This is a genomic window from Phaeodactylibacter sp., assembly GCF_022763345.1.
Classification (GTDB): Bacteria; Bacteroidota; Bacteroidia; order Chitinophagales; family Saprospiraceae; genus Phaeodactylibacter.
Window position 1 is genome coordinate 122,788 of record NZ_JALEGS010000061.1, and the last position, 25,586, is coordinate 148,373.

18 protein-coding genes are annotated in these 25,586 nt (G+C 45.5%); 5 read left to right on the top strand and 13 right to left on the bottom strand.

Translation table 11 applies throughout. The annotated features are described in order from the left end of the window. Window positions 1-272 precede the first annotated feature (272 nt). On the top strand, window positions 273-2,021 hold the full coding sequence (locus MRY86_RS16990; RefSeq protein ID WP_293566994.1) for a T9SS type A sorting domain-containing protein: 1,749 nt from the start codon (window positions 273-275) through the stop codon (window positions 2,019-2,021). 93 nt (window positions 2,022-2,114) lie between these two features. On the opposite strand, the gene MRY86_RS16995 is transcribed toward MRY86_RS16990, so the two are convergent. Beyond that, window positions 2,115-3,068 carry an L-lactate dehydrogenase gene (locus MRY86_RS16995; protein WP_293566995.1) on the bottom strand — a complete coding sequence of 318 codons (954 nt, stop codon included), beginning with the start codon at window positions 3,066-3,068 and terminating at the stop codon, window positions 2,115-2,117. A gap of 198 nt (window positions 3,069-3,266) precedes the next feature. On the opposite strand from MRY86_RS16995, the gene MRY86_RS17000 reads away from it, so the two are divergent. Next, the gene (locus MRY86_RS17000; protein ID WP_293566996.1) at window positions 3,267-3,965 is read left to right on the top strand and encodes a TIGR02117 family protein; all 699 of its coding nucleotides are present in this window, start codon (window positions 3,267-3,269) and stop codon (window positions 3,963-3,965) included. A gap of 153 nt (window positions 3,966-4,118) precedes the next feature. Here the strand turns inward: MRY86_RS17000 and MRY86_RS17005 are convergent, their stop codons facing one another. Together MRY86_RS17005 and MRY86_RS17010 are read right to left on the bottom strand one after the other, a co-directional pair. Next, window positions 4,119-5,222, bottom strand: a complete 1,104-nt coding sequence (locus MRY86_RS17005; RefSeq protein WP_293566997.1) for a Na/Pi symporter — start codon at window positions 5,220-5,222, stop codon at window positions 4,119-4,121. A 132-nt stretch (window positions 5,223-5,354) separates the two neighbouring features. After that, entirely contained in the window at window positions 5,355-9,500 is a 4,146-nt protein-coding gene (locus MRY86_RS17010; RefSeq protein ID WP_293566998.1) for an ATP-binding protein, read from the bottom strand. A 1,266-nt stretch (window positions 9,501-10,766) separates the two neighbouring features. On the opposite strand from MRY86_RS17010, the gene MRY86_RS17015 reads away from it, so the two are divergent. The 3 genes from MRY86_RS17015 to MRY86_RS17025 all read left to right on the top strand — a co-directional run bounded on the left by MRY86_RS17015 (window position 10,767) and on the right by MRY86_RS17025 (window position 13,612). Beyond that, a complete protein-coding gene (locus tag MRY86_RS17015; protein WP_293566999.1) occupies window positions 10,767-12,104 on the top strand; it encodes a phage integrase SAM-like domain-containing protein in 1,338 nt (445 codons plus the stop codon). Window positions 12,105-12,135: 31 nt separating this feature from the next. Further along, window positions 12,136-12,792 carry a hypothetical protein gene (locus MRY86_RS17020; protein WP_293567000.1) on the top strand — a complete coding sequence of 219 codons (657 nt, stop codon included), beginning with the start codon at window positions 12,136-12,138 and terminating at the stop codon, window positions 12,790-12,792. Between the two features lie 517 nt (window positions 12,793-13,309). Then, window positions 13,310-13,612: a hypothetical protein gene (locus MRY86_RS17025; protein ID WP_293571677.1), complete on the top strand. Its 303-nt coding sequence runs from the start codon at window positions 13,310-13,312 to the stop codon at window positions 13,610-13,612. A 16-nt stretch (window positions 13,613-13,628) separates the two neighbouring features. Here MRY86_RS17025 and MRY86_RS17030 read toward each other — a convergent pair whose 3' ends face one another. The 10 genes from MRY86_RS17030 to merA all read right to left on the bottom strand — a co-directional run bounded on the left by MRY86_RS17030 (window position 13,629) and on the right by merA (window position 25,524). Continuing rightward, the gene (locus MRY86_RS17030) at window positions 13,629-14,003 is read right to left on the bottom strand and encodes a DUF3703 domain-containing protein (RefSeq protein WP_293571679.1); all 375 of its coding nucleotides are present in this window, start codon (window positions 14,001-14,003) and stop codon (window positions 13,629-13,631) included. 67 nt (window positions 14,004-14,070) lie between these two features. Next, window positions 14,071-14,952: a cation diffusion facilitator family transporter gene (locus MRY86_RS17035; RefSeq protein ID WP_366145566.1), complete on the bottom strand. Its 882-nt coding sequence runs from the start codon at window positions 14,950-14,952 to the stop codon at window positions 14,071-14,073. 26 nt (window positions 14,953-14,978) lie between these two features. Continuing rightward, entirely contained in the window at window positions 14,979-15,575 is a 597-nt protein-coding gene (locus MRY86_RS17040) for an isoprenylcysteine carboxylmethyltransferase family protein (protein ID WP_293571682.1), read from the bottom strand. 59 nt (window positions 15,576-15,634) lie between these two features. Further along, window positions 15,635-16,048 (bottom strand): transcriptional repressor, encoded by a 414-nt coding sequence (locus MRY86_RS17045; protein WP_293571683.1) that lies wholly within the window; start codon window positions 16,046-16,048, stop codon window positions 15,635-15,637. Window positions 16,049-16,052: 4 nt separating this feature from the next. Continuing rightward, on the bottom strand, window positions 16,053-16,847 hold the full coding sequence (locus tag MRY86_RS17050) for a cation transporter (RefSeq protein WP_293571685.1): 795 nt from the start codon (window positions 16,845-16,847) through the stop codon (window positions 16,053-16,055). A 50-nt stretch (window positions 16,848-16,897) separates the two neighbouring features. Continuing rightward, a complete protein-coding gene (locus tag MRY86_RS17055; RefSeq protein WP_293571687.1) occupies window positions 16,898-18,163 on the bottom strand; it encodes an efflux RND transporter periplasmic adaptor subunit in 1,266 nt (421 codons plus the stop codon). A 13-nt stretch (window positions 18,164-18,176) separates the two neighbouring features. Continuing rightward, on the bottom strand, window positions 18,177-22,487 hold the full coding sequence (locus MRY86_RS17060; RefSeq protein ID WP_293571689.1) for a CusA/CzcA family heavy metal efflux RND transporter: 4,311 nt from the start codon (window positions 22,485-22,487) through the stop codon (window positions 18,177-18,179). A gap of 71 nt (window positions 22,488-22,558) precedes the next feature. Beyond that, on the bottom strand, window positions 22,559-22,948 hold the full coding sequence (locus tag MRY86_RS27195) for a DUF6660 family protein (RefSeq protein ID WP_366145565.1): 390 nt from the start codon (window positions 22,946-22,948) through the stop codon (window positions 22,559-22,561). Between the two features lie 192 nt (window positions 22,949-23,140). Further along, the gene (gene merTP, locus MRY86_RS17065) at window positions 23,141-23,758 is read right to left on the bottom strand and encodes a mercuric transport protein MerTP (RefSeq protein ID WP_293571691.1); all 618 of its coding nucleotides are present in this window, start codon (window positions 23,756-23,758) and stop codon (window positions 23,141-23,143) included. 83 nt (window positions 23,759-23,841) lie between these two features. Continuing rightward, window positions 23,842-25,524 (bottom strand): mercury(II) reductase, encoded by a 1,683-nt coding sequence (gene merA, locus MRY86_RS17070; protein ID WP_366145567.1) that lies wholly within the window; start codon window positions 25,522-25,524, stop codon window positions 23,842-23,844. Between the last annotated feature and the right edge of the window lie 62 nt (window positions 25,525-25,586).

Here is a 25,586-nt window from a genome sequence, read left to right on the forward strand (position 1 = left end):
CCTTGCCAACCAACTCCTTAACCTTATGGACCAGCCTGTATTCCGAAGCGCAACCCGTATTGATGTGGCTGCAATCGTTTAGCTGTCCTACTGTTTTTAAAGCCACAGAGGATTGTGGCTTCTCGTGAATGGATGAAGTTGCATTTGGATTAGATTTTAAATGTATCCACATTGATTCAACAGATCCTACTGAATGTTCTTCCGGCTTTTTGATAGCCCCCGATTAAACCCTAATCCCAGGGGATTGTCAAATGGTACAAATATCATCAAGTATGAAACCAAGTGCATTCTGCCTTTTTTTGTTCTGCCTTATAGGGGCTGCAAATGCGCAAACCAGCTTTTGTCCCAATGACCCGCCCCTGAATCCATGGCTGGCAGATTCGCCCTATCCCATTTACCACAGGAACAGCTATGCGCAGGCCTCAACTTGCATTACAGGGGTATTGCCACAAGATAGTGTCGCCGTCCGAATGAGAAGAGATATTACGGGAGGCACCTCTCCATGGATCTATTTGTCCGAGGAGTACCCCGGCGGAGTAAGGACCATTCTCTACTCCAACTCAACGCATATTTTCAAATTCATTGATGATGGCACAGCACTGTTAGCGGTCGATAGCTTCCGGCTTGATTTCAATACCCTGACGTCGAATGGCTATAATCACCTGCTCAGCAAAAACAGGATTTGGTTCTCCTACGAACCCACCTATGATCCGGCAGATAACCGCTACTCCCGCTTATTTAAATTTTCTGATGCGGATACCACGGACCCGTATTCGCCAATTGTGGCGTTGGACACGCTGGACTTCGGAGACTATGGGATTAATCGGGTCAATATGTACAACCTTAATTACAATGGCGAAATTGTCTGGTATTCAGAAGAAGACGAAGTCAATAACATAGCCTACGCTGGTGTCATTGACCAGGATTTCAATATGCTCGACACCTTGGTCTTTGCCCGCCTGCCTAATGAAAGGATCAACCACAATTCTATTTCCGTTGACGAGAATAACACCTTCTACATCGTCACTTCGCACCGCCTGATTGCATTTGAATGGGATGGTACGGAAGTGGTCATCGGGTGGGAAGCCCCTTATGATTTTGTGCATGACGGACCGACCGGGAACTTTGCATACGGAAGCGGGACCACCCCCACCTTGATCGGCTGGGGAGCAGGGAATGACAAGCTCGTCGTCGTTGCTGATGGCCATGCCAATAATAACTTAGTCGCTTTCTGGCGGGAGCTCCCTGCCGGATGGACGGGGGTTCCGGGTATGCCGGTTCGTTTTGCCGACTCCATTGCCATTCCCAACGCACAGTCCTTTAGCAATTTATTTCAGTCGATTGAAAACTCCCCTACTGCGTATGGGTATGATGTCGCCATAGCCCAGTTTAATGGTTTTCTGGGTTATGATTGCAACAATTTCAAAGGGGTCTCGAAATTCAGATGGGATACTACCGCTAATGCATTCAATCTGGAGTGGACCAATAACAGCGTCAACATGAATGGCGTGCTGGCCTATTCTTCAGGCAGCAACTTAGTCTACGGAACAGGAAAGGAAACGGATTGCATTTATTACTACTATGGGTTAAATTGGGAGAATGGAGCGCTCGAACTAAGCATTCCGCTGGGGCCTGAAGAAGACTTTCCTGATGACCCGCTTTACGATCAGGGCGTTAACCACGTTATTGATGAAGACGGCAGTATTTATTATTCGGGGTCAAGGTCATTGGTTAAGCTGCAGCGGTTCCCCCGATTGACTTCCGTCAAAGGGGCAGAACGGGCTGCACCGGAATTTATCGTTTATCCGAACCCGGCCGGAAACGCGGCATGGGTTGACGGCATATCCCTGGAGGGAAATGCGTATCGGATATTCTCTGCTGAAGGGCGCTGCCTGAAGCAGGCCACAATCGTCAACCAGCGTATCGACTTGTCCGGAGTACCGGATGGATTGGTGTTTGTACAGTTTGTTGTCGGGGGGCAATTGGTGACGAAAAAAGTAATAAAGGCCAGTCAGGAGTAAGCCTTGCACTCTTTATTCTATGAAATTTGACGGGACAGCTCTGCCGCCGGAATCCAGATTTAAAAGATTTTGATTGCATCAGAGCCTGATGTCTCACAAAAGCCCTTCCATAGACTGCTTTAGTACGGAGGCAGAATGGTGCAGCGCCTGTTGTTCCGCCTCGCTCAGGTTGGCTACGAGCACTTTCTCAATGCCGTCTTTGGAGACCAGGCAGGGCACGCTCAGGCAGATATCATCCAGGCCGTACTCTCCCTTCAGCTTTACCGAAACGGTGAGTATGCTGTGGCTGTCGCGCAAAATGGCTTTCACGATACGCACGAGGGCCTGCCCAACGGCGAAGTTGGTCGCGCCCTTATAGTCGATGATGTGGTAGGCAGAGTTTTTGACCGCCTCGAAGATGCTGCGGCTGCGTTCCGGCCAGTGCTCTTGCAGCCCGTTAGACTGCACATATTGTTGAATAGATACGCCGCCCAGGTTGGTCAGCGACCAGGCCGGGAGTTCACTGTCGCCGTGCTCGCCAAGAATATAGGCATGCACGCTCTTGACATCCACCCCCATTTCCTGACTGATGAAGTAGCGGAACCGGGCACTGTCCAGTACGGTGCCGGAGCCAAAAATATGGCTGCGCGACCAACGCGAATGGTTGAGCGCCACCTGCGTCAGTACATCCACCGGATTGGTGACGATGACGACGATGGCGCGGGACTGCTGCTCAATGATGTCATCCATGATGCCCTCGATGATACTGGCGTTGCGCTTTAGTAAATCAAGACGGGTTTCTCCGGAGCGCTGGGCGCTGCCCGCTGTGATGACGATGACATTTGCATCGCCGTAGTCAGTCGCATCTCCCACTTCAATGGATACAGACGGGTAGAAAGGCAGCCCATGCGAGAGGTCGGCCACCTGCCCCTCTGCCAGGTTCTGGTTTTGGTCAATTAGGCAGATGTTGCTGGCGGCACCACTTTGTGCCAGCGCGTAGGCAAAGGTGGCACCAACGGCACCAGCGCCAACAATAACAACTTTACGGGGGGAGGATGGGGTGGGCATGAGGTTTAGGTTTTTATTTTGAAAAGCAAAACCACAAGGGAGCTCCTAATGTTCAGACGGGTTGAACGCCTTCAGCCTTATTCCTGCCTTCGTCTACCTGGCTTTCCAGTGCCAGGGTACAAAAAAATTAACAAAAAATTAGCCTCCGCCGCTCACTGCACATCAGAATTCCCCCGTTCTTTGCAAAAACCTTAAGCCATGGTAGTTCTGACCATTTTGGGGTGGGCGATATTGGGATTTTTCCTTTTTGTCGCTCTGTACAGCCTCATCGGCCTTCTGTGCTTCACCATTCCCGTGAACCGGCGATTCCGGAATATCAAGCGGGACGTGGAAATCTTCGTGGTGTCCAATGGGGTTCACGTGGACTATATCGTGCCCAGTATTTCTTCCGTTTTTAACTGGAAAAAGGTCTTGGACGACCGCCATTACGAAACACCTTTCACCGCAAACAGTTACCTTGGCATCGGCTGGGGCGACCGCGGATTTTACCTGGAGGTCGACGAATGGGCCAACCTAAAGCCCAGCGTGGCGGCACGGGCCATGCTGATCCCTACGCCTACTCTCATGCACATCACTTCCCACCCGGAGCTGCCCAAAGACCAAAAACGCCTGGAGCGCATTCACCTGAGCAATGCACAGTACCTACAGCTGTGCGACTACATTTGCAGCTACTTTCAGGAAAAAGACGGTAAAGTTATCCACCTGCCGGGCAAAGGCTACACTGCCAATGACAACTTCTACGAAGCCCGGGGGCATTACCATGCCTTCGGTACCTGCAATTTCTGGATCAACCGGGGGCTGATTCGGATTGGGGTGCGTGCACCGGTTTGGTCGCACGGTGGTGCCGGTATTTTTTATCAGCTGAAAAAAGCTTTGCCGGAGCCGGTGACCGCTTGATGCTTACACTGCCCCGGAGGCTGAAATACAATCTGTAACAGCAGCCGCCTGCCATGAGAGGTTTACCACCATTTTCCGTTTCCCCTCCAGCTGTTTATCCATATACAGCTGGTTAAAGATAGGTGCCTGAAGGCAATTGGCTTAGCCGTACTTCTACCTGGAAAACATCATGAACATCATCGGTACCATGAAAAAGACCACTAGAATGTACATCAGCCCTACCATACGGTTGTTTTGCGATAGCTGCCCCAGCTTGCCTGCCATGCGGACTGGTATATTTCTGATATACTCAATGGGGAAAAATAGGAATACACCTGCTAAATTGAAGATCACATGACAAATGGCAATGGCGAGGGCTATTTCATTCTGCGATAATGCCGCAATCAGTGCAGTAATGGTCGTGCCTACATTGGCTCCAATAAGAAAGGGGAAGACCTTCTGTAGGGTCGCCCGGTTGGAAGCGACAAGCGGTACGGTCAAAGAGGCGGTAACTGAACTCGATTGCACCCCTGCTGTAATGGCAATGCCCCAGAAAAGCGAGCGCAGGGGATGACCAAACACATATTTGTCGACGACTTCCTGCGACTTTCCAATCAGAAAGCCGCGCAGCACCATAGAAAAACCACGAAGAGAAATCAGCAGCAGGAAAAGGGAAAGGCTCAAAACCAGCACGACATTACTGTTAAGGCTGTCAATAATCCAGGCAGTAGCCGGTTTGATCGTCGCGCCTAAAATGCTGAACCCACCGCCAGAGTTGTCGTAAAGGGGGATCAGCGCAGCAAGATAGGTGGCCGCCTGACTGAGATAGCCGGTCAGCAGCTCAAATGGTAATAAGAATATAACAACCAGTATATTGAAAAAATCGTGAACAGTAGCCGCACTGATGGCATGCCCGTATTCGTCTTTATTGTGAATATGCCCCAAAGCCACAATCGTGCTGGTCACGCTGGTCCCAATATTGGCACCCATAATCATGGGGATGGCATTTTGAAAGGATAAGGTACCTGCCGCAACCAGGGTGACGATGATGGAAGTGGTCGTTGAGCTGCTTTGCATCAGCGCAGTGGCAAATAACCCAATGAATAGGGAAGTGATAGGATTGCTAGTTACCTTAAAAACGTCAGCGACTAAATCCTTGCTCATTAGCTTGAAGCCACTGCCCAGCATCGATAAGGATAGTAAGAATATGGATAAGATGATCAAAACCAGAGCAATGCGGTAGGTTTTCTTGAGTGTGGTATGGTATTGTGATTCCATGGATTCGGAAAGTGAAGTATCAAGGGGATAAGATGAAACACGTGCTCAAAATAGGAGTTTAATCGCTATTTTGATAGTAAATCTATCGAAAAGGCCAAGCGAATTCATACGGAGTAAATGGGTAGCACCGCTCTACTGAAAATAATCCCCAGGCTTCTTTCCAAAGCGCTGATGGTACACTTTGGTCAGGTAGCTGCCTGAGCTGTAGCCGGCAGCCTGTGCGACTTCATTGACGGTGGTGTAGACCTGCCGTTCGAGGAGTTGCCGGGCAAGCTGAAGCCGGGCTTCCTGAATGTAGTTGTTGGGGGTAAGGCCGGTGAGTTTTTTGAGCCTGCGGGCGAATTGCCGTTCGCTGAGGAAGACTTGCTCAGCCAGCAACAGCGTATTGAGCTTAATCCCTTTTTCAAGGGCTGCTACAGCGGCTGCTTCCACTTCTTTTAGCCAGTCCTGATCGGCAGAAGTTGATTTGGTCTGGAATTCAAAATCCGGCTGGGCCAATGGTGTAAGATCCGGCTCGGGGACAGCCTGCCGGGTTTGGTAGTTGCGGATGAGGTTTTCCATTCGGGCTTTGAGCTCGTCCGGAGAGAAGGGCTTGAGCAGATAGTCGTCCACCCCCATGCGCAGGGCCTGTAGCTTGTCTTCCTCGGCAGACCGGGCGGTGAGCATGATGACGGGCAACTGTTGCCAGTCTGCATGTGCTTTTATTTTTTCCAGAAGGGTATAGCCGTCCATCTCCGGCATCATAACATCAGAGACGATTAACTCAATATCCTGGACTTCAGCACTCTTCGACTCCAGCCAGGACCAGGCTTCTGCGCCATGGTTGGCCACCTGGCAGTGGTAGGTATCGGAAAGGAGCTCCAGGAGCAACTGCTGCATATCGGGATTGTCCTCTACAATCAGGACTTTCGGGTGCCCGCTGCCATTTGGGGAGGCTGGGCGTTCGACCGTTTGCGGGGACGAAAGTGCTGGTATTGGTTTGGAAAAAAGTGGGTGTGCTGCTTTTTCGTCCTCAGCCCGCTTTGCAGGAAGAGTTAATGTAAAGGTGGCGCCCTCACCCCATTTGCTCTCTACGGTGATCGCCCCATTCATCAGTTCTGCCATTTCCTGGGACAGGGCCAGGCCAATGCCGGTGCCGCCTTCGGTGGCTATTTCGGCCTTCCGGGTTTGGAAGTACCGTTCAAATATATGGGGGAGGTCCTCTCCGGGGATGCCCCGTCCGCTATCGGCAAGCTCAATGACAAGGTTCCTGGCGGCTTGTCGGATCCGCATTGTAATGACCCCGTTTTTAGGCGTGAATTTTAGCGCATTGGACAGGAAGTTATTGATGATTTTCTCAAAACGCTTGCGGTCAATCAGGTAGAGGGCATCTTCCTCCAGTTCGCATTCCAAACGGTATTCGATATGCTTTAAATGGGCACCGGACTCATAGGCGGCAAACAGTTGACGGCAAAATATGGCAAGGGGGGTAGGCACTTCCTTTAGTTCGGCTTTTTTGGCTTCCAGTCTGGAGAGTTCGAGCAATTCTTCAATCAGCCGGCTTAGCTTGCCAGCGTTGTTGAGTACTTTTTGCAGGCCCTCTTTTATAGTGTGTGTTAGGGAGGAACCCTGGGCTTGGATTAGATGTTCCAGTGGGGCTTTGATCAGCGTGACAGGCGTGCGCAGCTCATGGGAAATATTAGTAAAAAACCGGGACTTCAGCTCATCCAGCTGTTTCAGTTCTTCAGCTTGCTGCTCGATGAGCTTTTTATCCTTACGGATCTGTCGGGTGCGTAGCCTCACCTCGCGTTCCAGCCGCCTGGACTCCAGCTGTTTGTTGCGGGCCCAGAGCAGACCAAAGGCTATAAATGGAAGGGCAAGCAGCAAATAGAACCAGGCTTGCTTGTAAAAGAATTCCCGGGCGTGGATATCTATGGCAATAGGGTTGGTGGTCCAGTTATTCCTGAAATCAGCTCCCTTTATCAGCAACCGGTATTTTCCGGCAGGCAAACGGCTGATGTTCAGTTCCGGCTGAGTGCCCAGGTAGCGCCAGTCTTTGTCTTTGCCTTCGATCATATAGGCATACCGGTTGTCCTCCGGCTTCAGATAGCTGGAAAGCCCAAACCTGAGGCGCAGGTGGGGGTGCTCGGGTGTGATCTCCAGTACACCCAAATGGCCCAGATTCCGGTGCCGGACGACTTCGGCATTCAATTCCGTATCGTAATAACCGATCTCCGTCAGATAAATCTTGACCTCTTCTTCGGATTGGAGTTCATTCTTTAAGGCAACAGGATCAAGAATACTGGCCCCTTCCCGGCTGCCAAACCATAACTTGCCATCTTCATCCTTAAATGGGTCAAAGCGCTCAAAAACGTCAGAAGTGAGCCCATCTTCTTTGTGGAAGCTATTGAGGACTACCCCTTCTTTTGAAACCAGATTAATTCCATATTCTGTACCCACCCAAATATCTCCTTCCCCGTCCTCAGTGACACTCATGACGGTATTGCTGGAAAGGCCCTGACCTTTATTGATCACCTTGATCGTTTTTGATTTTGGGTCATAGAGGTTCAAACCTCCAAGAAGTGTACCCAGCCACAACTGTCCCCGTTGGTCTTCCCAAATGGAAGTAAAGCGGAAGTCTGAAAAGCCTTGTTCGGTACTCAGCTTTTCGCTTTGTTCCTTTTCGAGATCTATTCTCCACAAACCATTATTGGTGGGTATCCAAACTATTCCATTGCCGGCTACCAGGATATCCCGGACAAAGCCCTGAAAACTTCGCTGAACCCCCGGGCCAAAGGTTACCTCTTTATTCGTCTTTAAATCCAAAAAGAAAATCTCAGCCCGGTTATATTGTATAATTGCAAGGTCGTCCCGCACCAACGCAAAAAGAGCTGACTGGATTTTCAAAGGGTAGGTTTTACAGCTTTGGGTGCGGGGGTCAAAGCGCACAAGATGGCTATGAGAAAGTAGCCATAAACGCCCTTTGTCATCAGGAATAATTTGCTGCCTCATCCCTTTGCCAAACGGAGGAGGGGTGATGTGGCAGTCCGGACCCTTGAACGCAGTGGTTTCACCTGTCTCCTGATTATATGCGAACCAGCCCTCCCCAATGGTATTGACGAGTACACGTCGGTCCGGGAGCTGAGCCATGGAGCTGATCCATTTACCCTGTAGCGTTTGCTGGATCAACTTTTGGTTTCGGACCCCTGCGGTGACCAAGCCTTTGCCTGTGATCATGAAAACCTGTTCCATGAAATTTTGGCTTGCGAGGCTTCTGATTTCCTTCTGGTCTGCGATCACCTCTGAATAATCAAACCACGCACCGCTGCTGGTGGAAAGGAGCGCATGATAATCTCCGGAGCGGTCCATGAACAGCAGGCAAATTTGCCCGGCTTGATCCTGGAAGATGTTCTTGGGCTGCCAGTTAGGAGGGAAATCAGCCTTTGTTGAGATAAAGTGGTCCCGGACAGGATCATATTTCAGTAACTGCAAGCCTTCTGCTGCGGGTAATAGTAGAAAGGTTGCTCCCTGTGGTTTTTTGCAAACAATGGGCAAGGGGCGATTATCTCTGGAATCAGGGACAGAGATTGGGGTTCCTGCCTTAAAATCCTGCAGCGTATAGACTTTTTTCTCTGACGACCTGAGGTCAAATTGAATGACTTCGAAATCAGGGGTGCCAATCCATACAGCCTGCGATTCATTCCGCATAAAATAACTGCCCAAAACACCGGTGCAAAGCCGGTGCCTGAAAGAAGAAATAGGGGTGAGCTGGTCGTCCTCCAGTTGGAATAATGCAAGGGTACTGTCTTGTTTCATGCCGAGAACATGGGATTTTCCATATTCTGTGGATACGGCAAGCGTACGAAGGATTTGGAAAGCGTTGTCTGTGAATAAATTTGTTTTGCTTATCCGGGTATCAGGGTTCATTACGAAAAAGCCGTTTTGCCTTTCAGTACCCAGAATACGCCCGCTTTCTTCAACTGCTCTGACCCATGGAACGTCTAGTATACTTCCATCTTCTTTGAATGCTTCAATAGGCTGAAAGCTATATCCGTCAAACTGGAACAAACCAATAGAGTTGATCAGGATGTCAACGCCGCAGGGCTTGAGCCATAGCCGGCCATTCCCATCCATCAAAGTGCCTTCGAAACACTTTTTGGAGTAAGGGTCATTTTCTTTGTAGAAGGTGTTGAGGTAGGAGCGCTCCAACTTGGGCAAAGCCTGCACCTGTTGTGCAACAGCACCGGGTATTGCACAGCCCCAAATGATCAAGAGAAGGAACAGGATGCGCTCTCGCATCTTCATCGTGTTATTTGCCTATGTTAGATTTGAATCGCTTCTCAAATATAGCGTAAAGTAGGAAGGGAGCAGGCTGTTTTCCAATTTTGTTGAGCGTATTTCCAGTTTTTTGACCCATTGGTATTCCTGCTAAGTGTTTGGTTTTTAATGGTTTGTTGCTTTGTGTCCGGGTTTTGTCCAATAATGTCCGGATTTTGGCCTTCACCTGCCCCCATCTTTGCTTCAACAAATTTATTGATCACCTAAACTATAATACAGATGAAAACGCAAACCCTGACTTTCGATGCACAGCCAAAAACAGAAACTAAGGTTGACCTCAAAAAAGCTGTAGTATGCACAGCCTGCCTTTCCTTTTTTCCACTTGTCTACGTCATAGGTAAACTTTTTATGTCGCTCGGTTAAGGGCAATTGCTGCGTTCAACCCCACCACACAGATGATACGAACTGGAAATGACCGCTCCAACCGAGGTTGGTCAGATGTATTGCCTGTCGTTTCCGCCCCCTTACTTAGGCGCTTCTTGCTCCGCCAGGTGGGTGGGGGAGAGCTAGATAGGCGTTGGCGTTTCGTGAAAGGAGTAGACGCTGGTCCAAGGAGCACTAAAGGTTTTTTGTCAACGATTTGTATACTGACAATTAAGTGGTCTCCGATAAAGATCGGAGCAGCAAACCTACTCAATGCCTGTCCGTGTCTCGCCCCCTGTGGCTTTGGCCACCGGAGACTGTACTTAAAGGCAGGCGGGTCAGCGTTGGCGCTGGGAAGTGGCTTGCACTTGCCCTGATAAGCTTGACTTCATCAGCGGACTGTCCTGACAAGCTGCGCTTCGTCAGTGGCCGATGTCGCAAATCCAAGATTCCAGACGATGAGTGTCTGGATCCAAGACCCAGACGATGAGTGTCTGGATCAATGACCCCAGACGATGAATGTCTGGATCATTGACCCGACATTTATCGTTCCCCCGTGCGGGCTGACAGCGCCAGTAGGTGACCACTTCGTATTGTGTATAAATAGGGAATGTATTGAAAGTAGAAAACCCCTGAATACTTTGATATTCAGGGGTTTTTCTTGTAGACCTACTAGGTCCACATATCAGTGCAATTATACGGGATAATCCGGTATTTCTACCTAAAAACCCCTCTATTTTGCTCCATTTCTAGCGAAACCTCTTCTTGAAGCGGAAAAGGCAGGAACACTTCTGTCAACTATTCTGTCAACGCAGTTGGCGTGGGAATCGAAAATTATTTTCGAAACCATAAACCACGCTCAACATGGCAAAACTGCCCAAACCTAAGTTTTATTTACGCCTGCCTAATGGCGATTCTGAGACGCTTATCTCTTTGATGGTAAGCTATTGCGGAAAGCGGCTTGTATACTCCACTGGCTATTCTATTCACCCGCAGGACTGGGATGCTAAGACGCAACGTCCGATCATCCAAACGGGACGTGCTGACCTTTTCGAGATCAGGCGACAACTCGATGAGTTAGCAACCCATTGCCTCAACATATTTATTGAGGCAGGCGGCATCGCTGTATCGCTGAAAGACTTCCGTGAAAGGTTAGACCTGCGAAATGAAAAAAACAGCACTCCAGAGTCTTTAAAATCCGATCCTGACACTAGATCAACTTTCCTTGAATTTCTCGACATCGAGGTAGCCGAAATGAAAGCCGCCAAGATGAAGCGCGGTAGCTGGAAGGTCTTTGAGCTACACGCCGGTCGGCTGAAGAAGTTTGCTGCTGATGTATATGGTACTCGCGGCTTTACTTATGAGGATGTAGACTGGAATTTCCGCTTAAAGCTGATCGACTGGCTAGCGAAGCAGAATACTCAGCTTGCATACGGCAATAAGACGCTAAAAGTGCTGCGGCAATTTTTGGAGCGGGCGCGACGAAAGAAACTCCATTCCCACACTGACTATCTCGGGGAAGGGTGGGTTGTCTCGAAGAAGAAAGCGGAAGGGCAACTGGTAACACTTTCCAATGATGAACTCGGCATCCTCGCCGAAATAAAACTGGCTGGCTTTCTTGCAAAGGTCAGAGATATATGTCTGATCGGGGCAGGGACGGGGCAACGATGGAGCGACTTTTCGCGCTACAGCCAAGACCACTTCTACCGCACCTTAAAGGGCGTGACCATACTTTCGGTCATCTCCACCAAGACCGATACGCCGGTCAAAGTACCCGTCAATCTTTTCCCCTGGCTGATCCCTGTTTTGGAGCGTAACGATTACGCTACGCCCAAAATGTCGATGCAGAAGTTCAATGACGGACTGAAGCAGCTTTGCGAGCTGGCAGGCTTTGATGAACGCCTGCTGGTAGTGGAGCAGTATTTCGGGCGCAAGGCAACGGTAAAGAAGTCCTTCGCGCCAAAATACGAACTGGTCTCTTCTCACATCTGCCGCAGAAGTTTTGCCACCAATCTATACCGTATGGGCTACAGTCTCGCCCAAATCATGCCAATGACCGGCCATGCTACCGAGTCACAGCTTAGGAAATATATCGGTATCGATGGTGAGATGAACGCAGAAGAAATAGCCCTTCAGATCATGCAACAAAAACAGGCCGGTACTTATCAGTACGGTTCCGGCTTACGGATCGTGAACGGCTAATTATTTCAGTGCTCTTGAAAAGAAAAAAGAAATGAAAGATTCATATAACACCTTCATCAACGATGATTTCAGCAGATCGGTAAAACGGCTTCGCTCGATTTTACCTAAACTCAGCTTCGGTCTGCTCATTGCTACTTACCTTATCTCAGCTATTATCATGGGCATCTTCCATGCCCAGAACGCTCCCAATATCGGATTTATCATTGCGGCCTTTCTGGTGCCGCTGGCGATACAAACGGGTAGGGGAACGCTGGTTTTCTTCTTCCAGCTAAACCCCGCTCATATACAGGGAAGGTTCTCTTTCGGTATCGTGGCCGCAACTGTATTACTGTTGCTCTCAATAGCGGAAGCTTGCCTTGTCCTATACCCCTATGGTATTTCTTGGATAGTATCCGTTTGTACCCTCATGCTCATCGGCTGGGTGATCGAGATAATGATACTTAGGGAGACCATCTTTTCTACTCAGATGGAGCTATTTCAAGATCAGGAAAGGTGGCAGCAGGTAAGACAATTTTATACCGCCAAAAATGACCTAAATAATTTCATCAAAGGAATAGGGTCAGAGCAGAGCGAAGAGATTAAATCCCTTCCTGAACCTGAAGCGGAACAGCCTGAACCCTCCGAAGAAGAAAAAGAGTTGGCAAAGCTTCTTTCAGAATTAAAAGGACTTTTGGAGGGAAACGCATAAAGCCCTCCGTCAATCCATCAGACGGGGGGCTGAGCAAGCCCTTAATTTTCTACGGTGTGGAACTGGATAAAGATGACTCCTATCTACGGCATAATCTTTCCAGGCTCGAAAAACGCTTTAAAGAGCGATACCTGAATTCTTTAGAAAAGAATAAGAAGCGGCAAGAGGAGGGGAAGGCACCTCACCAGACTACGCTTAAATCGGCTACTAACAATAAAAGACGGCTTCAGATGGTACGCCTATTAAGGCACCTTCTACTAGCTGAACCGCTCGATCTTTCTCTGTAAAATTGGGGCTAAAATGTTAAAAAGTGTTAAAGTTTGACATTTTAGCCCCTTTTCGGAATTTCCCAGATTATCCCATTTGGCAACAGATGGTTTCAAAGCCAAAAACCAATGATGCCATATTGTGTCATTTGATATCAAATCAAGTCATTATTCACTGATTTTCAGTTATTTGTATCGAACATTAGTTTTCCATAGGTTGCGAGAAATTCATCAAAAACAATCTAAATATCATGGAAAACAATGTCATGTTACACTCCATCACACCACATCAGTTGAAGGAGATTTTACGAGAAATGATCCGCGAAGAATTTGAAGCGGTTAATGAGGAAGTACAGCGGGTTATTGGGGAAGATGACCTAGTCAGCACCGGCACAGCCTGCCGTCTGCTCGGTATGTGTTCGAAGCAACTCCGCTACTTAGTCAACGAGGGGCATTTCACCGTTTATCACCACATGAAAGAAAAGCGATATGCTAGGGCTGAGTTATTGGACTTTCGGAATAAGCACAAGATCAGTAGGCTATCCAGAAAATGATCGTGCTTGCTCTGAATCATGTATTTAGGACAAAAGGCTGCAACATCTCGCGCAAATCGGTCGGTATTTCCATCACTTGCAGTGGCGGCACATCAGCTCCTCCGGTATTACCCGTAGGAATTTTGCCTACAAAAGATTTAACCCCGCCGAATACTAACCGAAGTATCTGACCTCTTATTTCTTTCCAGCTTTTAATGGCAAAGCCAAACTTTAGCATCTTCCAGTGTACTTCCGAATGCTCCACTGCCCAGGGCTGTCCTAGTATGTGTGCTCTTTCTAGGTGTCGCCATGCTAGCGGTAAATTACTTTGCTTAAAAGCATCCTGGTAACTGGTTAGTTCTTTTTCGTAATACGGACGAAGTCCGTCAGGCATTGTCCAGTAGAATTTCATATTTAGCGGTATTTGATTCTGTATAGTGATTTCGAAATCATAAAAATCTCCTCATAATCTTACAGCATTAGTTAGATGGACTTAATGTACAAGACTCTGAGTCTAATTCAGTTTCAATAGTATAGTGAGTGAAGGGATATTCCTGGAGTATACTTTTTACCTTACTCTTGACGGAAAGAATTTCCTGAAAAGAATCAATCTGTTCCAAGCATAAATGTGTAGTGAACACATGATGCTCTCCCTCGAGAGACCAAAGGTGGGTATGGTGTAACGACTTAACGTGCTCTACTTCCAATAATCTTGATTCTAATGCTTCTAAGTCGACATCATCAGGAACGCCTTGCAGAAAAAGGTGGAGGGTTTCGCGCAAGCGTTTAACAACATTCCACAACACATATAACGTAATGAGTAAGGACAAGGCAGGATCAAGGTAGTGTATGTCCTTCACGAGTAAAATCAAGGCAACGATCAATACGCCTACCCACCCCAATACATCTTCTAGCAAGTGCCAAGAAACTACCCGTTCATTGAGGGTCTTACCTTTAGAAACTTTCCATGCGGCATAACCGTTGACTGTCACCCCAAGTACTGCGAAAGCGACCATTCCTAAGGCATCTGAATGTTGGGGATTAAGGATACGCTCTATTGCTTCGCTAATAATAAATATCGAACCACCAATTAGTACCAGACTATTGACTAAAGCCCCCAACAAGGATAGTCGGCGATAACCAAAGGTATAGCGTTGATCGGGGGCTTGCTCCGCTTTTCGACTAAGATACCAAGACAAACCCAAGCTAATACTATCGCCAAGATCGTGCAATGCATCCGAGAGTATAGCCACACTATTTACCCAAAAGCCTCCGATTATCTCAAGAATGGTAAACCCAAGATTGAGAAAAAAGGCAAGCTTCAGATTCTGATTACTATCGTGATGATGGTGATGTTCCATAAGTTCTTTTCCTTGCATTTTATTTGCTACAACCAGCGGCGTACTCGTTTTCTATATTCGATATAATCCTCTCCGTGTACGGTAGTCAAATACGCTTCTTCGAGTCGAACCTGCGTTTGAATGACGACAATGGACAATACACCTATCAGTAACGTAAAAGCATTGGGTGCTACCAAAAACAAGCCTATATCAGCCAAGATAATCCCTAGAAAAATTGGATTTCTTGACATGGAGAACAGGCCAGTTGCCACCAACTCCGTATCATTTTTAGTATCAATGCCAATGCGCCAAGCATCAGCCATTTGTAGCTGGGCAGTAAATGTCCAGACCAAAGAAAGGACAAGAAATACCCAACCAGCTACCTGTAATTCCCAATGCTCTAGGTACCAAAATGGAAGTAGATACTCATATACCTCTCCTCCGAATGCATAAATGGCAACAATGAGTACTTCTAGCGCAACGATGAACTTGAATAGCCGCCCATTATAACCATGTGCATCATCCGTATCATCGAATGTAAATGGATTGACCCCTGTTCTTTTCCACAATAGCCAAGACCGCACTACAAATACGATCAGGAAGTATAGCACCAGAAATGCGAATAAGTAGATGCGGCTAGTCATGTCTATCGGTTTTAACACTACAAACATAGCTGCCTTTCCAGTGCAATGCCATTGCAAAGTTAGGATTGGCATTGGGCACAGATGCCTTTCACCGTCATACTCACTTCTTGGACAAGATAACCATTGGGATATTCCAATACTGGTACTTCCAAAGCTTCCAGACAAATAATTCGCTGGCATTTTTGGCAATGGAAATGGGGGTGTTTATCTAAATGCTTACTGGCTGTACAGTAGGCTCTACACAAAGCATATTTGACCTCCGTGTTTCCATTTTCTATGGGATGCACGATTCCGTTTTCACTGAAGGTTTTTAAAGTGCGGTAGATGGTAATACGATCCGCACGGGGTAAAGCAGTCTGTAATGCGTTTAATCCACTAGGTGTTTGCTGTAACAGTAACTGCTCCAAAACCAAAAGCCGCATGGCGGTAATACGTAATCCTTTTTGGTCTAGTATTTTTTCCGACTCACTCATTGGCTTAAGATTTTCCAAGTTGTAGAATACTACGGGCACCACGCATGACCAGTAAGAAGACGATCAGGCCAATCAGTAAGTCCGGTAAGCTAGAATGAGTCCAATGCACCAATATACCTGCAACAATAACACCTGTATTGATAATAATATCGTTGGAAGTAAAGATCATACTGGCTTGCATATGTGCCTCTTGACTTTTAGATTTTTGTAGCAAATACAAGCAGATACCATTGGCCAGTAGCGCAAATAACGAAACCATAATCATCGTCTGAAATACCGGTACCTCCGCAAAACCAAAAAATCGCCGTAATACTTCAACAAATCCCACAATGGCGAGCGTCATCTGAAAATACCCAGCTAATCTTGCTATTTGCTTTTTCTTAGCAACGGCTGCGCCTACGGCCAGTAAACTAATGCCATACACAAGCGCATCGGCTAGCATATCCAGGCTATCGGCAACTAAGCCCATCGAATTGGCGAGTAGACCAAAGGTCATTTCGACAAAGAAAAAGGCCGCATTAATCAGCAGGACAATCCAGAGTACTGATCGTTGTTGGCGTGTATCTTCGATAATGACATCACCAGCAGCTTCGGTCTTTAATCGTTTACTGCCTAATCGGAGTTCATCGAGTAATTGTTCGATCGTACTAATACCTCCCTTGTGAAAAACCACGAGTTCCCGCTGATTCAAATCGAATTGTAACTGAACAACTGCGGGCATCTCTTCGAGTTGGAGGCGAATGAGGTTTTCTTCGGCAGCACAATCCATTTTGGGTATATTAAAAGTAGATTTTTCCATCCTTTTTATTTATTGGGAGCGAAATAATACCATTCCGCTCCCTACAATAATTAATGCTCGTGTTCTAATTCTCCTGCCTTCGATTGGGCATATACATAATAAGCACCATCCGTCACTATCTTCATCCCTGTAGGTATTTCATCAATCAATTTTACAGCAGTAAAACCTTTATCGGTAGTACCGGGAATTACCATTACCTGTTCAAATTTTACTTCATCCTCATTTTCTTGTTCATTCGTCATATAGATATAAGAGGAAGCCCCGTCTTTGATAATCGCTTTTTCGGGCAACGCTTGTACTGTTTGGTCATTCAGCCAAATTTTTGCTTCTACAAATAGTTCTTTGATGAATCTCGGACGGTCTTTATCCAAATGCCCGTGAATGCGAACAGTCTTGTTTTCCGTGTTAAATTCTTTTCCTATAATATGAACTTCCCCCTCATAAACTTGATTACCTAAAGCGGGTACGGTATAGCTAATTCGCTGTTCTTCCTTAACGGTAGCAATATCCTTTTCAAAAACATCCAATTCCAGATGTAGGTGCTTTTCATCAACAATTTCCATCAACTCTAATTCAGGGGTTACATACATTCCGTTGTGCATTTTGATAGAAGTAATATAACCTCCCATCGGAGCGTATATAGGGATTCTTTCTACAATATTATCTGATGATAAATTTTCAACCTTGATCCCCAAGTAAGCTAATTGTTTAGCGATACCCTTTAGTGTTGCCGTTTTGCTATTCACTTCGGCTTGAAGCCTTTGTACATTTTTTTCGACACCAGCATTCGATTCGACCAATACTTTTTGGCGCGCTAATTCCTGATTATCAAAAACTAATTCAGCAGCTATCTCAAGGTATTCTCGTTGGTGTTGGATAAAGTCTGGATTTTCCAAATACGCCATGATGACTCCTCTTTTTACATAACTCCCTTCGACGTATTTATTACTGTTTTTAATAAAACCACTTGCCTTTGCACTTACTGAAGTCAATGCATTAGGTGGCAAACCCAATGTTCCGGTAGCACTTACATAGTCATTGATTTTGATTTGAGAAAAATCGCCAAATTGAATGCCCATCGTTTCGATTTGCTCTTGGGTGAGGTGAATTTCTCCCTCTTCGTGTTCTTCGCCGTGACCATGACCGTCGTCTTCACCATGGGCTTCGCTACCGTGGTCGTGGCCATCCTCTTCGCTATGTTGTTCCGTTCCGTGGTCGTGACCGTCGCCTTCGGTGTGTTCGTGACCACAAGAGAAAATCAATAGCATGATAGCTACTGAAATTATGGATAGAATTGATTTATTTATGAATTTCATTTTAGAAATATTTTTATTGATTTGACAAAAAATCATGCAGCACCACCGCTTTATTGTGTGCTAAAACCTGCTCCCAATACTGCTTGTTGTTTTTGGAAAGCAGGTTGAGGGTGTTGAGTAATTCGAGATAGGAAATTTCACCTGCCTGATAATTCAGTTCAGACATTCGTTCCATCTCAGGATTAATGATTTCCAATTGTTCCCGATAATAGTCTACTCCTGCTGCATAAAGTTGAATGGTGTTTTCGACAGACAGCAATTCCTGTTTTGTTCGCAATCGAACTGCCTCCAAATTGGCTTGGGCAACATCAACTTGTATCCGTTGGGCAGTAATTCTTTGCTTCGTGCTTTTGTTAAAAAGTGGAATTTGAACCCCTGCCTGTAAGCCATGTAACCAACCATCCTCCAAGTAATTTTGAGCAGCATAACCCAGGTTGAAATCAGGTTTCAACCTTGCTTGCAGCACATCGGTATATGCCTGTTCAATTTGAATTTGTTGATTGGCTAATTGTACTCGAAAGGAATTGATGCTATCGGTTATTGCAAATGGGATTAGGACAAGACTGTCTGTTGAAGTAATCGCTTCGTTGGTATTTAGTAAACCAGCTAATTGCTTTTCCAAGTTGGCAATTTCCAATTTCACCTGATTAACCAATAAACTGTATTCGTTCAAAGAAGATTGAATAGTCAATAATTCCATACGATTGGCTGCTCCAACGTCTGTCCTAACCTTTGCTATTTGTGCGTATTGCTGATACGTTTGTACCAGACTTTCGTATAACTTACGTAATTCCTTCCGCTGTTGTAAGTCCAGATAGATTTGTTGCACCTGCAAGCGCAATTCTTTTTCCGTTAGTTGCTTTTGCAAAACGCTTTGAGTTACCTGTTCATTTTGCCAACTATTCTGCGCTTTAATGGAAGCAGGATTCGGAATATTTTGCACGATCCCGATTTGATTGACCTGTTGTCCATTTTTCCTAAATAATCCGTCACCCTGATAGCTGATTTCTGTATCGCCGAGTGAGTAAGGCAGGTTTTCCAGACTTTGCCCTTGTTGAATTTGCAAGTCTGCTGCCCGTATGGAAGGATGGTTTTTTACCGCCATTTCGACCGCTTCATTCATGGTTATTGGTCGCTGTTGTGCTTCGGCTGATAAGCTAAAAAACAACATTGGTAATAAAATTAAAGCGGTATTTGGAGAGATAGAATTCCCGCCTTTTCGTTCTTGCCATTGCGCCAACCAACTATATAAAATTGGCAATACTACTAAGGTGAGAAAGGTAGCGGTTATTAAACCTCCAATCACAACGGTTGCCAACGGTCGCTGCACTTCTGCACCGCCAGAATTAGAAAGCGCCATTGGCAAAAAGCCCAATGAAGCGACGGAAGCAGTCAAAAGCACCGGACGTAAACGAACACTTGTACCCTTGATAATGCGCTCTCTAATATTGGTAACGCCCTCTTTTTTAAGTTGATTAAAGTAGCCAATCAGGACAATACCATTTAAAACGGCTACTCCAAACAAGGCAATAAATCCAATACCTGCGGAAATGCTAAATGGCATTCCTCGTAACTCCAAAGCCCAAATTCCACCAATCGCAGAAAGCGGAATAGCAGTAAAAATCAAGGCTGCCTGTGAAACCGAACCGAAAGTAAAAAATAGTAGAATGAAAATTAACGCTAGTGCTAAGGGAACAGCAATGGCTAAACGAGCATTCGCAGCTTTGAGGTTTTCAAATTGACCGCCGTAAGTGAAATAATACCCTGCGGGTAGTTCTACTTTTGCATCGAGTTCCGTTTGGATGTTTCCGACTAGTGTTTCTACATCAGTATCCCCTACATTTACCCCAATCACAATTCGTCGGTTGGTGTTTTCTCTGGAAATCTGCATCGGAGCATCTATCAATTCTACATCTGCTACGGCAGTCAAAGGCACTTGTGTGCCGTTGTCCAGGGTGATATATAAGTTTCGGACATCTTCGATACCATTACGGTATTTTTCATCCATCCGCACCACTAAGTCAAAGCGTTTTTCTCCCTCGTAAATAATCCCCGCACTTTCTCCCGCAAATGCTGCCCGTACTACCTGATTGACCTCTTTGACTTGCAAACCATATTGCGCCATTTTATCATATTTGAAATTGATGATAATCTGTGGCATCCCAATCGTTTGCTCTACATTGACCGTGCCGACACCGCCCAGTTGAGTAATAACGGCTTCGGCTTCTTTGGCTTTGCTGTACAATAACTCCAAATCTTGCCCGTATAATTTAATGGCAATATCCGCCTTGGACCCCGTCATTAACTCATTGAAGCGCAACTGGATAGGCTGCGAAAATTCATAACCGACCCCAGGAATAACGCTCAACGATTGTTCAATTTTTTCAAACATTTCCTGTCGGTTATCGGCAGAAGTCCATTCACTTTTAGGTTTCATCACCAAAGTATAATCTCCGATCTCAACGGGCATGGGGTCAGTCGGAATTTCGGCTGCACCTATATTGACGACGACATCTTTGATTTCTGGAAAATCTTTGAGTAATTTCCGCTGAATGATTTTGGACATTTCGATGCTCTGCGATAAAGAAGTGCCAGGAGGAAGTATTTGCTGCATGGCTAAATCGCCTTCGTCCAAAGTGGGAATAAACTCACCGCCCATTCTACTAAAAACGACGAAGCTAATGACAAACAAGGCTACGGTCGCTAAGACGAAAACGGTTTTTAAGCGCAGAGCCAAATTCAAAACAGGCGTATATAAACGTTGGAAAAAGTCAATGATACGGTCGGCAATAGTTCTTTTATCCGATATTTTTTTATTTAAAAACAAAGCAGACATCATTGGTACATAGGTCAGCGACAAAATTAATGCGCCACCAATTGCCAACATAACCGTCTGCGCCATCGGCTTGAACATTTTGCCCTCAATACCCACCAAAGCGAGAATAGGGATGTAAACCATCAGGATGATGATTTCGCCAAAAGCAGCGGAACTTCGGATTTTGATTGATGCTTTTTTGACTTCTTCGTTCATACGGGCTTGGGTCAATTTTTGCCCGGCAAAACCCACTTGCAAACGGTGTACAATGGATTCTACGATAATCACCGCCCCATCTACAATTAATCCAAAGTCAATTGCCCCCAAAGACATTAAATTGGCAGAAATACCAAAGACATTCATCATCGAAACGGCGAACAACATTGCCAAGGGAATGACGGAGGCTACAATTAAACCTGCCCTCCAATTACCCAGCATCAATACCAGGATGAAAATTACAATCAAGCCTCCTTCTATCAAATTGGTTCTAACTGTTCCGATAGCGGTAGAAACCAATTTATCCCGCACCAAATAAGGTTCGATGATTACCCCTTTTGGTAAAGATTTTTCAATCTGTATAACTCGTTCTTTCACTCTTTCCGTCACCGCAGCAGAGTTTGCTCCTTTCAACATCATTACCCGACCGCCTACGGCTTCCTCTCCATCCCTGACCAATGCACCGTAACGAGGTGCTTTGCCAAATTGTACCGTAGCCACATCTTTAATTAAAATTGGTCTGCCGTTGCGCACATCCACCACAATATTGCCTATATCATCCAACTGTTGAGCGATTCCATTGGTACGGATGTAATAGGTGCTGGTATGTTTTTCGATATATGCTCCGCCTGTATTTTCGTTACTGTTTTCCAAGGCAGTAAAAATATCGGTAATACTAATGCCTACTGATTTGAGCAAATTAGGATCAACGGCAACTTCGTATTGCTTCAAAAATCCGCCCATTGTATTTACTTCTACCACTCCCTCTATTCCAGACAGTTGGCGACTAACGATCCAATCTTGAATACTCCGTAATTCAGTGAGCGAATATTTATCTTCGTACCCTTCTTGGGGGCGAATGACATATTGATATATTTCTCCCAAACCTGTAGAAATCGGAGCCATTTCGGGCGTACCTAAGCCGTCAGGGATATTACTTTCTGCCTCTTTGAGGTATTCGCTGACCAATTGGCGAGATAAATAAACATCCATATCTTCCTCAAAAACCACCGTCACCACCGATAGCCCAAAACGAGAAATAGAACGAATCTCTACCAACTGCTGTATGTTCTGCAACGCCAGCTCGACAGGCGTAGTAATGAACTGTTCCACTTCTTGTGTAGCAAGGGTAGGTGAAATGGTAATGACCTGCACCTGATTGTTGGTAATGTCAGGTACTGCATCAATAGGTAATTGTCTTAAGGAGAATACCCCCCAGACGATTAGAGCGACTACCAATAGCCCTATTACAAACTTATTCTCTATAGAATAAGCGATAATCTTATCAAACATAGATAATTTGAATTTTAGTTAAACCAAGAATTTACGATAGGAGTGGGCGTAGATAGCCCACGAAAAGCGGTTCAACTAAATTTCGGCGGCTGCCAGATGTCATCCAAACAAGCGAAGTCTCGCACGTCGGATTGGGTGATAGGAGTTTTGGTCAAAATAAGTAGGGGGAGGTCAAGCTGCCAACCTGTCTTTACCGGGGGGCGAATGGTAATATGACAACAGCTACAACTACAAAGTGGAGAACAGTAATCGGTGGCACCGTGATCGTGATCGTGACCTGCTGTGCCTGACCATTCCAAGGCTAAGGATTCATCTGTATCATATCCACCCATTGTCGTGCCGTCGGCACAAGGTATAATGGCCAAAGCCAAAAGGTAAAAACCCAATATGATAGGGAGATACTTCATTGGAGCGCAAAGGTAGGGTAAATTATGATGCAACACAATGGCATAAAGGAGCATAAAAAGCAATGTAGAATAGTGTTTCGATTTTTTCTTTTGAAAGTTTTCGCCAGATCAAATTCACCATCGTACTCACCTCTGTGAAAAAAGTAATCACCCTTACAACACCATTGATAGACATATGTGGGACTTACACCCACCACAAAGTATGGTTTTCACACCTTATTCAAGGATGAATAATTGAGGGTTTTCTCATCCCTCTTTTGGTAAAACTTTATGCCCTAAAACTTTGTATCCGGTCGAGGCAATTGCCTCTTCAATTGCTGCAACAGTCGTTTTGCTATCATCGAATTTGACGACGGTATTCTCATTTTCATAAGAAGCCGTTACCTCTATAACCCCTTCCAAATCATACACCGCATCGGAGACGTGTTTTTCACAACCTCCACAGGTCATGCCTTCTACCTCAAATTCTACGGAGACAATGTTTTCATCGGCAACATCTGCCATCAACACAGCATTGGCAGGACTACTCGCAAATAAACTCCCAGAATAATAAGGAAACGCCATCATCGCAATAGCAAAGACCGTCACAATACTCAAAAATTTCTTGGATTGAAAAAAAGACGTTGCTTCGATTTCACAACCGCAATCATCTTCTGCTACGGGTTTTAGTTGTTGATACCAAGCAAAACCCAAAGCGAGGATACTGATGCCATATAAATAGGGTTGGGCGGGTTCTATCCATGAAAAATTAGCCGCCAAGCTACTTGTGCCGGCTATGACCGCGATCAATGGAACAATACAACAAAGTGAAGATGCAAAGGCGGTTAAAACCCCCAAACCAACTGCTGAATTTTGTGCTTTCATGATATTAAAATTTTCAATTTTTTAATTGAATTACAGAAACCGTATTGTCTCCATAGTTGGAAACATATAACTTAAAGAAAATTTTAGCTGGCGCAACAGCTTAGTTTTGACACATCCTTACCAAAAGTTATCGCAGCTAGTTTGATACCTTCTCCCAGTGTGAGATATGGGTAAAAACTTTCTGCCAATTCTTGTACCGTAATGCCATATTTAATTGCCATACTCAACTGTTGAATCAATTCGCCGCCTTCGGGAGCGACCACTCTTGCGCCAATCAGTTTATCCGTTTTGGTATTGCGAATGAGTTTGATAAAGCCTCTGGTATCTTGTGCTGCTAAGGCTCTGGGTACGTGTGTTAAATCCAGCTTACTAACTTCAAAAGGTATACCCTGCTTTTCAGCTTCAATTTCATCCATTCCTGCACCGGCAATTTGTGGGTCGGTAAACACTACCCAAGGTAAGGAGGAATAATCTACCACTTTGATTTCTCCCGTAAAGGCGTTTGAAACTGCTGTACTTCCTTCAGTTGCTGCGGTATAAACAAAGGGTGGCGTATTAGTAGTGTCACCAACTGCATAGATATTAGGGAGATTTGTCTCCATTTTTTCGTTTACGATAATGTGACCGCTCTTTGTTAAGTTCAAGCCAATATTATCTAAGCCTAACTTTGAAGTATTTGGTTTTGTACCCGTGGCAACAACAACATATTCTTTTTCAACCAATTGAGTAGTAGAGCCATCAGGACATTTACAGTGGATAATGGTGTCCGAACCTGATTTTTCAAATTTGAAAGCCCTGAAGTTTGGTAATATTTCAATGCCTTCATTTTCATATTGTGCTACCAAAACATCTGTAATATCCTTGGTTTGACTTCTTAGTGGTCGGTCAGTAAATTCAATGATGCGAACTTTCACCCCTAAGCGGTTATAGGCTTGAGCTATTTCCAGGCCAATGTAACCTGCACCCATTATGGTTAAACTGTCAGGTTTTTCCTCTAAATCAAACAATGACACATTGGTCAAATAACCCGCATCATTTAATCCTTCAATATTTGGAATATTGGTGGTAGCTCCTGTTGCAATAACAAATTTGAGGGCGGTGTATTTATCTTCACCGTTTACCACAATCGTTTTTTTATCTATAAATTCTGCCCAACCCTTTAACATGGTCAGGTGTTTAAAATCACTTACCACATCCATATATTTTTGTTGCTGAAGTGTGGCAACCAGTTGTTTTTTATCCTTTATCAATTGTGGGAAATCAATGGTTGCCCCCTTGGGTTGGATGCTTCCGAAATTGGAATGGGTGGCATGATAAGCGGTTTCTGCTGCTCTGATTAAATTTTTAGATGGTACACATCCCACATTTACACAAGTACCACCGAAGTCTAAACCACCATTGACCATTAATGTGGTTAGTCCTAAGTTTTCTGCCTTGATCGCTGCGGAAAATGCGGCTGAACCACCGCCAATGATGATAAGGTCATATTGCCCTTTCCCTGCTTTTTCAATCGGATTGTCCTGACCGATAACGCCTTTTACTTTGAAGTTTCCTTGATTGATAATACTTGTAATTTCCTCAAGGGAGATTTTATTGGAATCATAAGTAAAAGCCCCTTTCCCATTAGGATAACTTATTGACTTTGATATAACGCCATCCTTCCCAGCAAAGCGACCCTCTATAGAGGTGGCACAATGGTCGCAGGTCATCCCTGCTATTTCAAACTCAACTGATTCTTTGTTTTGGTTATCAGGGTCGTTTAGCATTCCATTGTCTGAAAACGCCTTTTTGATTTTATCGAACATAATAAGTCGTTATTAAAGTGAAG